The organism is Nocardiopsis sp. NPDC057823 (genome assembly GCF_042797335.1).
GTDB classification, from domain to species: Bacteria; Actinomycetota; Actinomycetes; order Streptosporangiales; family Streptosporangiaceae; genus Nocardiopsis; species Nocardiopsis changdeensis.
In genome coordinates this window covers 29,942-43,597 of the sequence record NZ_JBHVLR010000012.1, presented here as the reverse complement: position 1 = coordinate 43,597, position 13,656 = coordinate 29,942, and the positions used below count along the sequence as shown (strand labels likewise).

The following is a 13,656-nucleotide window of genomic DNA, read 5'->3' as shown; positions in this document are numbered from 1 at the left end:
CGTTCTGATGGGGAGGGGCGTCATGGGAGAACGCGCGGCCGGCGCGGGGCCCGGCGCGGCGCACCGGGGCGTGCTCGCCCTGGTCTGCACGGCGCAGTTCATGGTGGTGCTCGACGTGTCGGTGGTCAACGTCGCGCTCCCGCCGATCCGGGAGGCGCTGGACTTCACACCCGGCGGGGTGCAGTGGGTGGCGGGGGCCTATGCGCTGGCCTTCGCCGGGTTCCTGCTCCCGGGCGGCCGCCTGGCCGACCTGTACGGGCGGTCGCAGGCGTTCACCGCCGGGCTCGCGCTGTTCACCGCGGCCAGCCTGGTCGGCGGGCTGGCCACCGCACCGTGGGTACTGGTCGCCGCCCGCGCCGCGCAGGGGCTGGGCGCCGCCGTGCTGGCCCCGGCCACGCTGACCGTGCTGACCTCCGCCTTCCCCGAGGGGCCCGCCCGGGTCCGGGCCCTGGCCGTCTGGACGGCGGTCGGCCTGGCCGGTGGGGCCTCGGGCAACCTCGTCGGCGGGCTGCTCACCGAGGCGCTGTCCTGGCGGGCCGTCCTGCTGGTCAACGTCCCCCTGGGGCTGCTCGCCGTGGGCACGGCCCTGCGCGTGCTGACCGGCGGGCACCGCCGCGCGGCGGTGCGCGGCGGCCTGGACGTGCCCGGCGCCCTGGCGGCCGCCGTCGGACTCACCGCGCTCACCTACGGCCTCACCCGCGCCGCCGACCACGGGCGGGTGGACCCGGGCGCGGTCGCCTGCCTGGCCGCAGGGGTCCTCGCGCTGGCCGTCCTGGCCGTGGTCGAGACCCGCACGGCGGCCGCCCCGCTGCTGCCGCCGCGGCTGCTGCGGGAACGCGCGACCGGCCTGGGCAACCTCCTGATGCTGCTGTCGGGGGCCTGTCTCCAGATCCCGATGTGGTACTTCCTCGCCTTCGCCATGCACGACGTCCTGGGGTTCGGGGCGCTGGCCACCGGACTGGGGTTCCTCCCCCACACCCTGGTCACCATGCTCGTCGGCTGGCGGGTGGCGCCCCGGCTCATGGAGCGCTTCCGGGCCCGCACCCTGGTGGCCGCCGGGGCCCTCACCGCCGCGGCGGGCTTCGCCTGGCAGGCGGCCGCCCTGTCCTCGGGCACCTACCTCACGGCGGTCGCGGGCCCGGCGGTGGCGATCGCGCTGGGCGCGGGGCTGTTCGCCACGCCGCTGACCGCCGTCGTCACCTCCGGGGCGCGCGCCGAGGACGCCGGGGCCGTGTCGGGGCTGATGAACACCGCCAAACAGGCCGGCGGCGCGGTGGGGCTCGCGCTCCTGGTCCCCCTGGCCTCCGCCGGGTCCGCCGGGGGCGGCCCGGCCGCCGGGTACTCCGCCGTCTTCTGGGCCCTCGCGGCGGTGCAGGCCGCGACCGCGCTCCTGGCCCTCCTCCTACCCGCGCGCCCCGGCCCCGGGCCGGCGGGCCCGGGGGCCGTCCGCGGCGGGGCGGCGCCCGGCGCGGACGCCGTTGGCGATGACCAGGACCTCGGCTAGCTCGTGGGTGAGGAGAGTACGACCATGTCCCATCTCCCCCACCACCGCATCCGACCTCCCTCTCGGCACCGGGCGCTCCCGGCCCCGTCCGGTGCCTGGATGCTCGTATGGGGCCGTTTCATACAGAACCCCTTACCCTGCGGGCTTCCACTCGGCAGAATCGGTGGCGTACACGGCGGAGCCGTTCCGCGACCGGCCGCACTCCCGGTCGCCGCCGGTCCTCCGACCAACACCGCAGGACGGCACCTTGGCCCTGATGCCTCCGCCGACTAGAACGGGAACGACGTGGCGGGTTCGGAACTCATCGCGTGGAGCTGCGAGAACCTGGAGGAACTACGGGAGGTGACCGGAGCCGAGCTGAGGCCGGACCTCGAGGCTTGTGTAGCGGCAGCGGTCCGCGGTGAGGATTGCTCCGACCTCCTGAACTCGGTACTGCGCGCCTTGGGGATCGAAACCCAGAAGTTCCGCGGTGGCCCCGACACGTCTCCCGGCGGCTACAGAAGGGCAGTGGGCGTGACCGGAGGCAAGGGCGCGGTTCTGCGGCCCGCCTGCCCGAACGGTGTGTGCTCACGCTCCCAGGATCCCGGCGCACCCCCGGAGGAGCGGTACTGTGCTCTTCAGGGGCGACCCTTCGTGGAACGGTGGCTGTGACCGGCTTCCTCGCCGGGCTGGGCGGTAAGCTCGCCGAACGGTGGCTCTCCCGGCTCACGCTCCCCGGCTGCCTGTTCCTCGCGGCGCTGTGCCTGGCCTTCGCTCTGGGGCAGGAGCACGCCGTGGACCGGCATCACCTGGTCGAGGCGGCCTCCGACTGGTATGAGAAAGCACAGGGCGCCCGCCCAGGTACACTCGCCGTGGCCGCTGTGGGCACGGCGCTGACGGCTACCCTGGCCGGACTGGGCTGCAGGGTAGTGGCCCATGGGATGGGATGGCTGTGGTTCGACGCCAGCGAGAATCCCCTGAACAAGCCGATACGGGATACCGAGGAACAGGTCGGCCTGTATTACCGGGTCGACCTGAAGCTGCTCTGGCCCCGGTTATGGCTCGTACTGTCCCCAACTGTACGCAATGAGCTCCGGGCCGCGATCACGGCGGTGGACACTGCGGTCGGGGTGGGCGCGTGGGGGGTCGTGTACCTCGTGTTGGGCCTGTGGTGGTGGCCCGCGGCGGTGGGCGGGGCCGCCATGCTGGCCGTCGGCCTGTTCATGGCACGTGAACGCGCCGCCGACCTGGCGGCGCTGATGGAGACCGCGGTTGACATCGGCCTGCGCCCGGTCGCACGTTCGCTGGGCGTCACACCCCCTCCGGCCTCGTCCCCAGCAGACCTGGGGCGCCTGGTCTCCCCGTTCCTGAACAAGAGAGCGGCGGTGGCCGCATCCGCGGGCGAGGGGTGGGTCGTCGTCTCCCAGGGGACGCCGAAGGAAATCCGGCGCCTTAAAGAACGACAGCGGAAGGATGCTGTACCGGAGACCTCCGCCTCACCCGCGGACGCGCAGTTCGAAGAGTGAGTCCTTGGACGCGCAACCGCCTCCGCTCAGCCCACGTGCACGAACGGCGCCCAGGCCATAGGGGACTCATATTCCTCCCGCACTCTCACAGCGGCATGGTGCACCGCAGCCGCGACCCGTTCAGGGTCCGGCCCGCCCGTGTCACCGTCCACGGGCGAGCCCAGGCGCTCGTAGAACACCTCGGTGAACCTGCGTGCGTGTTCGTCTCCCGTCTTCCACAGGGCCCCGACCGCGTTGCGCGCCCCCGCGGCACGGAAGGCGGAGGTGAGGTGCAGGATCTCGTCGGGCAGCCGTGCCCCCGCATGGGCGGTGTGACAGGCGGAGAGGAAGGCCAGTCCCAGACCGTCCAGGCGCTGTGCAATCAGGTCCGCCACGGTGAGGATCTCGTCGCGCAGCACCAGGTGGCTGCGCGACGGGTGGTGCGCGTCACTGATTCCGTGACCGGCGAAGTGCACACCCCGGGCCCCGCCGAGGCCGGCCTGTACCACCGGAGCCGATACCCCTTCCGGCTCCAACGAACGGGCCTGGGGCAGGACGGCCCCGAGGTGCGCGGCCTCCTCCCCGGCCTGCTCCAGCGGCTCCTCCGGCATGAGAGACGAGTGCGGGACCGGAACGACCAGGTACCCCTCCCGAGGCGGAGAGGGTGCGGCCTCGGCACGGGGATCGTCGAGCAAGCGCAGGGTCGGTATGTATGAGGAGACGACCCTGGCCATGACGGAGTCGCCGGGCGTCCCGGGCCGTTCGGCAGCGTGCAGCGGAAGCAGTGTCAACGGACCGGTCGGCGACCAGCGCAGGTGAGGAGGCAATGTCCCGGTGCCCGGTACCGAGGTGATCCCCAGTGCGGCAAGGACCGGTTCGGCTACCGTTTCCCAAAGCCAGGACAGGACCTCGACCAGTACAGCGCCGTGATGGAGCCGCTCCTTCAGGGTCGGCCCTCCCTGCTGCAGAGGCCGGGAGAGCACTGTGACCGCCGCGGTGAACTCCTCGGCCCGACGCGCCGCCTCCTCCTGGGTGAGGTCCGGCAGAGGCACGAGCTGGGTCCCCCCTCCCTCCCGCAGGATCAGTGCATCACAACGGAAACGGCTCACATTGACCGTGGCCACAGGGACGGCGCCCACCCTGCGGGCGAGTTCTCCCGGAGCGGGCGGCAACAGGTAACGGTCCAACCCCGGGAGGGACCGGATCTGCTCGGTGACCTCCCGAAGTTCCCCCACCAGGCGGTGCCGCCGGTCGGCGTTCGGGCCGTGGCCGGCATCCTGCACCCGGGCCAGCTCCGCGCGCAGTTCCTCCACTCGCGCCGCCAGGGGCGGGGACATTGCACGAACGGGGTCGAGATCGGCGTTGCGGTGGCGGGCCAGCGCCTGGCCGATGAGAAGGGTCCTCCCCGATTCCAGGATCTGGAGTGCTTCGCCCACGGGTCGGCCTGCTCGGAGGAAGACCGCACCGGCGTCGCGGGCGAGGTCCGTCGCGATCGTGGCGAGTCCTCTTTCCCGGTCCTCCAACGGGATCGCTTCGGAGATCGCGTGCGGAAGCCGCTCGACCACATGACGGAGCAGGTCGGCCGCACCCTGCCAATCCTCGGCCTCCGTCTCCAGATAGGCGCCCAACAGACCGCCCAGCACGGCGCTGTGAGGGTGGGCGTTCGACAACCCCTCGGCAAGAAGGTCCGGGAATTCCGGATCCCGAGGATCTCGTGCGATGCGCAACATCGCGGTGACCATGGCGAGAGAATCCCGCTCCCGAGCGGTGGGGCTCGCCTCACTGCTCGCTCGGCCTCTTTCCATGACGGTGATCGCCTCGTCCAAGAGGGACTGCTCCCCCGTCACTCTCCACAACCCCCGCAGGGCCGTGGCGAGGTTCTCTGCGAAGGTGGGGTAATCAGGGGCCGCGGGGTCGGCCATGTGTACCGATGTCCGCAGGAGGTGCACGGCAAGGGCCAGTTCACGCCTCTGGGAGTCTCCCGAGCCGGTCATCAAGGCCCGCCCGTGCAGGGCGGACGCGAACTGGTTGAGTGCACCGGGCCAGTAGGGATGGCCGGGCCGCAGTCGGGCGACGGACCGCAGGTGCAAAGCGATCCCCTGGTCGAACGATGCCGCATCACGGTTATGGGCGCCTTTGAACACATGGGCCTGCCCGGCACGCATGAGCCGCCACCAGTACTTGTCGTCGTCCGTGCGGGAGTCGAGTTCCAATGCCTGGTCGGCGAGGTCGACCGCCTCGTCCAGTGCGGTGGAGTCCTGAGTGGCGATGTAGCGCTGCTGCAACTCGTTGACGAGGTTGAGCATGACCCTGGCCCTGGTCCGCGAATCGATATCCGGGTCCTGCACTGTTGCCCGCAGTTCACCGATCACATCGGTGCCGGGCCGCAACACATGGATGATGGCTCGGTCTGCTCGGATCTGGCTGTACATGGAATGGTCGGGCCCGGCCGCTGCGAATGCACCGTCGATCGCCTCGATCGCCCGGCGCAGGTCGTGTTCCCGCCCGGCATGCAGGTACCGGACCCGCCAGGCGTTGGCCTCGACGTAGTACAGCGAAACGCGCCCCTCATCGTCCTCCGACAGCCGTTTCCTCCGAGCCGCCAGCAGTTCGGCCACTCGTTCGGCGACATCGAGCGGCGCCCCACCCTGTACCCCCGCGATGCAGTCCTGGGCGACCTGAACACAATCCAGTGGGGAGTGGTCCTCACCGCACAGCCTTTCCAGTTCTTCGAGTGGTGCTTCCACCGGGATTCGCGACACGACAACACCTCTCGTTCCGAGTGGATTCCGGTCAGCGGCCGCGCCGCTTGACCACCGTCCCGCGGTAGCACCGCAGGTCCCAGTGGGCGTCGGTCTCGGTGTGCCCGACCGGGATAGTGCGGCTCCCTTCGACCGCGGTGACGTCTTGGGGCCCGGCGAAGACCATGCAGAAGACGCTCAGGTCACCACCCGCCTCCCCGTAGTAGTGGTAGTCCTGGCGCAGAATCTCCTGTCCGGCCAGGAAAGGGGCTTGGAGGAGTTCCTGGGCGCGAGGTGGCAGATGGCCGAGCACCTCCTGAACACCGGTCCGGATCGCCAGGGCGCCTGGACGTGCGTCAGGCGGAGGCGTGGAAGCCCTCCTGGGTGGGCCTGACGTCCTTTGCCGCCCCTGCGGGCCAGGTCGGTGCACCACCTCGGCCCGGCGCAGTGATACGGGGTCCAGATGGTAGGCCGAGATCGCGTAGACCGGCTTGTGCCGGGTGTCCACCCGGGGGTCGGCGAAGCACAGGGCCCGGTCGCCGAACAGAACCGCTTCTGGGCGTCGACCGTCCGCAGCCGATGCCCACCAGAGCAGGGACTCCGACCCGGCGTACTCCCGCATCCTCCTCCGCACGGCCTCGGGGACCCGCAACCATAGGACGTCGCGCCCGGGCCCGGAAGTGAAACCCATCTCGCCGGCCGCGCACAGCTGCGGACCGATGCGTTGGACGGCTCGCTCCTGCGATCGGTGCGGGCGGATGACCTCGCGGCCGTGCGCACCGGTCGTCCTGTGTACGGGCAAGTGGTCCACTCACGCCTCCTGAAGGGAAGAACAGGGAAAACGGCGATCATCGCAGCCGGGTCGGCCCGAACCATCGCCTTGGGGAAATTCAGTGTCGAAACGAATATCCAGGAAATCGGATGAACCGTGAAATATCTTTTTTTCTCATTTTTTCGACCGGACGAACTTCCTGATCCACTCCACTGGCACGATGTCACCCCCCGAGCAGGCTCATGAGCCCCCCTAATAGCACGAACAGCACCAGGTTCACCCCGTTAGCGGTCCACGCATAGCGCTTGTACCTGGCGGCTTTCCCGTGGTCATCGTTCTCGCAGAGGGCCATGATCGCGAGGATGACGGCAGGAATCGCCAGAGCGTTACAGGCGAACAACAGGAGCCCCGCCGTCACCAAGGCCGCGACAGTGGAACCTCGCCCCGACGGCATCGCCCGACCTCCGGAGGCCGATGGGGGCGGATAGGGGTGGGTTCGGTACGCGGCCTGTGGATCCGGGGTCGGATACGGACGGGCGGCGTCCCAGGGCGAACGGGCTCCAGGAGGGGGCGCATGGTCCCACGGGTCCGATGGTGTCCGCGCTCCGGGAGGCGGTGCCGTATTCGTCGGGCCGGACCCAGGCTCCGATCCCCACGGATCGGCAGGATCAGGCCCGGGTTCCGAAGCCGACGGAGGAACAGGGTCGGCTTCGGGTCCCGGTGTGCGCAGTTCGGCCAGGAGGACCTCCCGGGCCAGAGCGACACGCTCGAACATCGTCCTCGCCTCCTGCGCCCCTGTTGTCGAATGCCGGTCGGGGTGCCACTGCGCGGCCTTGCGTCGGAAAGCCCTGCCCACCTCCTCCTCCCGGGCACCGGGACCGACCCCCAGCAGCCTCCGCGCTTCGTCCGGGTCGGGTTTCGATACGGCCATGCTCCAGGTGTCTCCTTTCCGTAGCTCCCGTATCAGTGGGTGACGGCGGCCCCGATCCGCGGGCTCACTCGAACCGGATGGCGTACAGGTCTGCGTGCGGGTGCTCTCCGACCGCTTCCAACCAGCGCCATCCGAGTTCGTTCTCTCCGAGTTCGACCGTGACCCGGCGTTCCCGGAAACCGTCCTCGCCAGTGATCCACTCCTCTCCCACCACTGTCATGGGCACATCGTCGAACGTGTCGGAGGACATCGCATCGCCGATCTCGATGAAGGTGTCCCCGCAAGTCGATCCGCCGTAATGCTCGGCCAACCCCTGCCACTCCTCTTCGGGCATGTGCCCGCAGGGGTTGGCCGAGCCCGACCCGATACCGGCGAGCTGCTCCCTCAGCTCACCGACCTCCCACGGGTCGGGGTCCCGTGCCTCCTCATGCAGCGCGAACCCCCATCTCGCGGCCACGCCCGCCACCAGACAGGCGGCGACCCCCGCGAGGAGCACCCGGGAGCGCCGCAGCTCCGTCTTCCGAAGAAAAGCGACCGCTACCGCCACAGCCAGTACCGCGCACAGCACCAACAGCGGCCACCGGAGGGCCACCACGGCTTCGCGGAGCACCACCACCGTGACGACGAACAGGATGACGACTGCAAAGCACCCTCCCCCAGCCGCGTTCGTATCGGAATCCCACCGGGTGTGGATCGTGGGCGCGGGTTTGACTCCATCGCGTTCGAAGGCCGACCGTGGCGGGCCCGACGGTTTGTGCACCGTTTCGTCCCGCCAGCGGAACCCCTGTCCCGTGGAGACCTCGCTGCGCCACTGTTCGCCGTCCCAGAAGCGCTTGTATCCGTTCCCGTCGGGATACCAGCCAGGGGGATATGACATCGCACTCCTTCTTCGCTTCTCGGGGGCGCAGGAGGCCGATGTCGGTCACCCCGGTCCTCGGTCGAAATTCCGCACAGTGATGCTACGCCTCGTCCGTTTCCCAGGAAGGAATTCATCACCCTCGCCTCCCGGCGGGGCTGCGGGGGTGATCAATTCATCGATGCGCATTGACACGGAAATCCGGTCCCGGCCCTCTGGGGTGGGGGTCACCGGAGGAAGAACCGGGGATAATCAAGGTCCTGTCCCCGTCACACCCCAGGACGCCGTGGATGATGAACGATGATCAATGACCTCCGCCCGGGGCGTCCCCCCAACCCGGTACCGGCCCCGGACAGCCCTCTGGGGGCCTTCGCCCTCGGGCTGCGGGAGCTGCGAACGGCAGTGGGCTCGCCCAGTTTCCAGCGCATGGCCGAACAGGCCGGCGCACTGGGCCTGCGCGTATCGGCCACTTCCCTGCGCAACGCCGCCGCGGGCGAGAAGCCGCCCACCCTGGCCACCGTCACCTCCTTCGTCCGGGTGTGCCTGTCACTCGCAGCGGCCTCCGAGGCGGAACCGGAGGACGAGGAGGCCGTCCTCGACCGGTGGCGGCTGCGCTGGAGGCGCCTGGTCGAGGCGGACGGCGACACCGCGGGGGGACGCGACCGCGGGGCGGAGGAGCCCCGGCCCCCGCGGCGGGCGAAGGGGAACCTGCCCGCGGAGTCGGACAGCTTCGTCGGGCGCGACGACGAGATCGGAGCGCTCACCGAGGTGCTGAAGGACGCTCGGCTGGTGACGTTGACCGGCATCGGCGGTGTGGGCAAGTCCCGGCTGGCCCGCCACACGGCCGTGCGGCTGGCCGGCGCCCACCGGGACGGCGCCTGGCTGGTGGAACTCGCCCCCGTGACCGACCCCGAGGCGGTGGCCTGGACCGTCGCCACCACGCTCGGCATCCAGGAGGACGACACCTCCGACGCCGTCGCGCAACTGGCGCACCAGCTGCGCGACCGCCGTCTTCTGCTGGTCCTGGACAACTGCGAGCACGTCCTGGACGCCTGCACACGCCTGGTCGACGTACTGCTGGGCACCGTTCCCGGCCTGAGGGTGCTGGCCACCAGCCGACGTTCCCTCGGCGCCACCGGCGAACACGTGCGGCCCCTGGCTCCGCTGGCCGTACCCGGGGAGGACGACGGGAACCGGGTCGCCGACAACCCTGCGGTCCGGCTCTTCACCGACCGGGCCGCCGCGGCCTGGCCCGGCTTCTCCCCGCCCCGGGGGGACCTCCACGACATCGCGGCGCTGTGCCGCCACCTGGAGGGGCTCCCCCTGTCCATCGAGCTGGCCGCCCGCTGGACGCGCACCCTCTCCCCCCGCCAGATCCGCGAACACTTCCTCGACCGGCACAGCCTGCGCGTCACCGGTCCGGCCCGGCCCCGCCACCAGAGCCTGCACGCCGTGCTGGAGCGCAGCCACAACCTGTGCTCTCCCGCGCAGAGGACTCTGTGGGCGCGCATGTCGGTGTTCACCGGGCCCGCCACGACCGAGGACGTGTGCTCCGTCGCCGGATTCGATCCGCTGGACTCCGACTCGGCCCTGAGCGCCCTGGACTCCCTCGTCGACCAGTCCATCGTCGTCCCCGTGGACACCCCCGCCGGGCGCGCGTACACCCTCTTGGAGACCGTGCGCGGCTACGGACACGGCAGGCTGGCCGACCTGGGCGAGGAGGCGCGGCTGCGCGCCCGGCACCGGGAATGGTTCATGGCGCTGGCCCACCGGGCCCACGCGCACGGGTACGGGTCCGACCAGGCCTACTGGCTGGCGAGGCTGCGCACCTGCACCAACGACATGCGGCTGGCGCTGGAGCACGCCTACGACGACGGGACGGACCCCGGACACATCCAGGTCACCGAGGCCGACCTGTGGCTGTACTGGATGGTCACCGGGCGCCTGTCCGAGGGGCGCGGCCGGTTGGAGCGCGCGCTGTCGTTGTCGGCCGAGCCCACCTACGCGCGGGCCCGGGCACTGTGGGCCTACGGCTACCTGGCCTTCGTCCATGGTGACCACCGCGCGACCGGAGAGAGCGCCGCGCTGGCCCTGGAGATCGCCTCGCGCCTGGACAACGCCGAGGCGGAGTACGGGGCCCGCGTTCTCCTGTCCCTGGTCGCCCTCGGCCAGGGGGGCCTGTCGCGTTCGCTGGAGCTGGCCGGCGACTTCTGGCGGATGCCCGACCGGCCGGGGTTCATGAACCAGCTCTGCGCGTCCGTCACCGGGCTGGCCTATACGCTCCAGGGCCGGCTGGACGAGGGGGCGGCCTGGCTGGCGCGGTCGGGCGAGATGGCCGCGGAGCGGGAGGAGACCTGGCACTACTCGTACAACCTGTGGGTGGTCGGCCTGAACCTGCTGTTGCGAGGCGACCCGGCGGCCGAGGGGCACCTGCGGCGGGCCCTCGTCATCAAGGCATCGCTCGGCGACCGCCTCGGGCTGCCGGCGGTGGTGGAGTCGCTGGCCTGGCACGCCCAAGAGCAGGGTGATGACGAACACGCCGCGCTGCTGCTGGGCGGGGCCGAGGCGCTGTGGGGGACCACCGCCCCGCGGCTGTTCAGGTTCGACGGCCTGGTGACCCTGCACCGGGGGACCCGCGAACGCATCGTGCGGGCCCTGGGGCGGGAGCGGGCGGAGGAACTGATGGACCGGGGCCGCGGTCTGGGCTTCGAGGACCTGGTGCGCCTTGCCGTGGGCGGTGTCGAACAGAACCGGGACGGGGAGCACACCCCCTGAGAAACCGGGGCAGCGGGGATCAGCGCGGATCGGGGCGGTGCCCGGCGCGGACGCCGTTGGCGATGACCAGGACCTCGGCTAGCTCGTGGGTGAGGATGACGGCCGCCAGCCCCAGGACGCCGAACGCCGACAGCGGGACGAGGGCGAGCAGGATCCCGCCCGACAGCACCAGGCTCTGGAGCATGATGCGCCGGGAGCGGCGGGCGTGGGCCAGGGCCCGGGGCAGGGCGCGCAGGTCCTCGCCCATGAGCGCCACGTCGGCGGTCTCGATCGCGACGTCGGTGCCCATGGCGCCCATGGCCACCCCGGTGTCGGCGGTGGCCAGGGCGGGGGCGTCGTTGACACCGTCGCCGACCATCGCCACCGGCCCGTGGCGGCGCAGGCCGGCGACCAGGGCCGCCTTGTCCTCGGGGCGCAGGTCGGCGTGGACCTCGGTGACGCCGACCTGTGCGGCCAGGGCGCGGGCGGTGCGCTCGTTGTCTCCGGTGAGCATGACGGTGCGCACGCCCATGCGGTGCAGGGCGGCCACCGCCTCGACCGCCTCGGGGCGCGGCTCGTCGCGGATCGCGACCGCCCCGACCACCGAGCCGGCCGCCTCGACCAGGACGGTGGTGGCGCCCTGCTCCTGGAGGCGGACCACGGCCGGGGCCAGGGGGCCGGGGTCGATGTAGCCGGGGCGGCCCAGCCGCAGGGGCGTGCCGTCGGCGGAGGTTCCGGCCAGGCCGCTGCCGGGCACCGCCGCCACGTCCCGGGCCGGCTCCGGGTCGGGGCGGGCGGCCAGGATCGCGGCGGCCAGGGGGTGCTCGCTGCGCGCCTCCAGGGCGGCGGCCGCGGCGAGGACCTCCTCGCGGGTGTGCCCGGGGGCGGGCTCGACGGCCACCACGGCGGGCCGGTTGCGGGTGAGGGTCCCGGTCTTGTCCAGGGCGACGACCCGCACGGTCCCGAACGCCTCCAGGGCGGCCCCGCCCTTGACCAGCACGCCCGACCGGCTCGCCGCGCCGACGGCGGCGACCACGGTGACGGGGACGGAGATGGCGAACGCGCACGGGGAGGCGGCCACGAGCACCACCAGGGCGCGCTCGATCCAGACCCCCGGGTCGCCGAACACCGAGCCGGCGACGGCGATCAGGGCCGCGGCGATGAGGACGCCGGGGACCAGGGGCCGGGCGATCCCGGCGGCCAGGCGCTGGGCGGCGCCCTTGCGGGCCTGCTCGCGCTCGACGATGTGCACGATCCGGGACAGGGAGTTGTCGGCCACCCGGGCGGTGACCTCGACCTCCAGGGCGCCGCCGCCGTTGACGGTGCCCGCGAACACCCCGGTGCCCTCGACCGCCTCCACCGGCACGGACTCGCCGGTGACGGTCGAGGTGTCCACGGTGGAGCGGCCCGAGCGGACCACGCCGTCGGTGGCGACGCGCTCGCCGGGGCGGACCAGCAGCAGGTCGCCCTCCCGTAGTTCGCCGGGGGCGACGGTGGCCTCGCGGCCGCCGCGCAGCACGGTCGCCTTCGCCGGGACCAGGTCGAGCAGGGCGCGCAGGCCGCGGCGGGTGTGCGCCACGGCGTGGTCCTCCAGCGCTTCGGCCAGGGAGAACAGGAAGGCGAGCATGGCGGCCTCGCCCACCTCGCCGAGCAGGACGGCGCCAGCCATGGCCACCGTCATCAGCGTGCCCACGCCGAGCCTTCCCCGGGCCAGCGCCCGCAGGGTGCCGGGCACGAACGTCCGCCCGCCCGCCGCGATCGCGGCGGCGAACAGCGCGGTCGCGACCGCGGGAAGGCCGACCAGCCACTCGGTGAGCAGCCCGGACAGCCAGAACACCCCGGCGGCCGCGGCCCAGCGCACGGCGGCCGAGTGCCACCACGCCCCCGGTGCCCGCTCCGGATCCGGGATAGGTGAGCCGCAGGTCGGGTCGCCGCACCCGTCGCCGTCGGCGGCCGCCTCGGCGGAGGCACGGCCGTGGCCATCGTCCGCACGGCGGCCGTCGGCGGCGGTGCCCGGGAGGTCCCGGTCGCGGACGCCTCCGTCCGCGCAGCAGGGGCAGGCGACCTCGGCCGGCGCGCGGGACGCGGGGGCGGCGGTCGGGTTCGGCAGCGGGCGGACACGGGGCGGCTCGGGGGCGCCGTCGTCACCGCAGCACAGGTCGGACACGGCTCAGCCCTCTCCCGCCGCGGGCACGGGGGCGGCCTCGGGCAGCAGCAGGGACAGCAGGGCGTGTCCGGTGTCGGTGAGGCGGTACATGACGAGCTTGCCGTCGCGCCGGGAGGCCGCCAGCCCGGCGGCGCGCAGCCGGCGGACGTGGTGGGAGACGAGGTTCTGCGCGGCGGAGCAGACCCACGCCAGGTCGCACACGCACAGCTCCCCGCCGGCCGCCAGGGCGCGGGCGATGCGCAGCCGGGTGGGGTCGGCCAGGGCGTGCGCCCGTTCGGCGGCGGCCCGGACGTCCTCGTCGGCGGGGACGACGGCACGGACCGCCTCGGCCTGGGGCAGGTCGAGGCAGAGGAGGTCACAGGAGTCGGAAGACATACCAACAAACTAACACTCGTTGATATGTTGAGTCGACACCGTGCCGGGGCCGGCGGTCCGCCCCCGGCACGG

At 72.2% G+C, this 13,656-nt stretch carries 9 protein-coding genes; 3 read left to right on the top strand and 6 right to left on the bottom strand.

Features of this window, described 5'->3' with window-relative positions; all coding sequences use genetic code 11:
- The first annotated feature begins 22 nt into the window (after positions 1-22).
- Positions 23-1,504 (top strand): MFS transporter, encoded by a 1,482-nt coding sequence (locus ACFVNO_RS19545; protein ID WP_378894367.1) that lies wholly within the window; start codon positions 23-25, stop codon positions 1,502-1,504.
- A 647-nt stretch (positions 1,505-2,151) separates the two neighbouring features.
- Positions 2,152-3,009, top strand: a complete 858-nt coding sequence (locus ACFVNO_RS19540) for a hypothetical protein (protein ID WP_355259182.1) — start codon at positions 2,152-2,154, stop codon at positions 3,007-3,009.
- 26 nt (positions 3,010-3,035) lie between these two features.
- On the opposite strand, the gene ACFVNO_RS19535 is transcribed toward ACFVNO_RS19540, so the two are convergent.
- The 4 genes from ACFVNO_RS19535 to ACFVNO_RS19520 form a co-directional block, all read right to left on the bottom strand.
- The gene (locus ACFVNO_RS19535; RefSeq protein ID WP_378894364.1) at positions 3,036-5,750 is read right to left on the bottom strand and encodes a CHAT domain-containing protein; all 2,715 of its coding nucleotides are present in this window, start codon (positions 5,748-5,750) and stop codon (positions 3,036-3,038) included.
- A gap of 31 nt (positions 5,751-5,781) precedes the next feature.
- Complete coding sequence (locus tag ACFVNO_RS19530) at positions 5,782-6,042, bottom strand: hypothetical protein (RefSeq protein WP_355259176.1); 261 nt, start codon at positions 6,040-6,042, stop codon at positions 5,782-5,784.
- A 682-nt stretch (positions 6,043-6,724) separates the two neighbouring features.
- Positions 6,725-7,432 carry a DnaJ domain-containing protein gene (locus ACFVNO_RS19525; RefSeq protein ID WP_355259173.1) on the bottom strand — a complete coding sequence of 236 codons (708 nt, stop codon included), beginning with the start codon at positions 7,430-7,432 and terminating at the stop codon, positions 6,725-6,727.
- A 64-nt stretch (positions 7,433-7,496) separates the two neighbouring features.
- Positions 7,497-8,309, bottom strand: a complete 813-nt coding sequence (locus ACFVNO_RS19520) for a hypothetical protein (RefSeq protein WP_355259170.1) — start codon at positions 8,307-8,309, stop codon at positions 7,497-7,499.
- Positions 8,310-8,714: 405 nt separating this feature from the next.
- Between ACFVNO_RS19520 and ACFVNO_RS19515 the strand changes: the two genes are divergently transcribed.
- Complete coding sequence (locus tag ACFVNO_RS19515; protein WP_378894359.1) at positions 8,715-11,063, top strand: ATP-binding protein; 2,349 nt, start codon at positions 8,715-8,717, stop codon at positions 11,061-11,063.
- A 19-nt stretch (positions 11,064-11,082) separates the two neighbouring features.
- Here ACFVNO_RS19515 and ACFVNO_RS19510 read toward each other — a convergent pair whose 3' ends face one another.
- Both ACFVNO_RS19510 and ACFVNO_RS19505 read right to left on the bottom strand, forming a co-directional pair.
- Entirely contained in the window at positions 11,083-13,209 is a 2,127-nt protein-coding gene (locus ACFVNO_RS19510; RefSeq protein WP_355259164.1) for a cation-translocating P-type ATPase, read from the bottom strand.
- A 3-nt stretch (positions 13,210-13,212) separates the two neighbouring features.
- Positions 13,213-13,584, bottom strand: a complete 372-nt coding sequence (locus ACFVNO_RS19505) for a metalloregulator ArsR/SmtB family transcription factor (protein WP_355259161.1) — start codon at positions 13,582-13,584, stop codon at positions 13,213-13,215.
- Between the last annotated feature and the right edge of the window lie 72 nt (positions 13,585-13,656).

What these genes read in the sequence shown, in the direction of transcription:
- ACFVNO_RS19545 (WP_378894367.1), top strand. Translation starts at nt 23, where the DNA reads ATGGGAGAACGCGCGGCCGGCGCGGGGCCCGGCGCGGCGCACCGGGGC.
- ACFVNO_RS19525 (WP_355259173.1), bottom strand. Translation starts at nt 7,432, where the DNA reads ATGGCCGTATCGAAACCCGACCCGGACGAAGCGCGGAGGCTGCTGGGG.
- ACFVNO_RS19520 (WP_355259170.1), bottom strand. Translation starts at nt 8,309, where the DNA reads ATGTCATATCCCCCTGGCTGGTATCCCGACGGGAACGGATACAAGCGC.
- ACFVNO_RS19515 (WP_378894359.1), top strand. Translation starts at nt 8,715, where the DNA reads ATGGCCGAACAGGCCGGCGCACTGGGCCTGCGCGTATCGGCCACTTCC.
- ACFVNO_RS19505 (WP_355259161.1), bottom strand. Translation starts at nt 13,584, where the DNA reads ATGTCTTCCGACTCCTGTGACCTCCTCTGCCTCGACCTGCCCCAGGCC.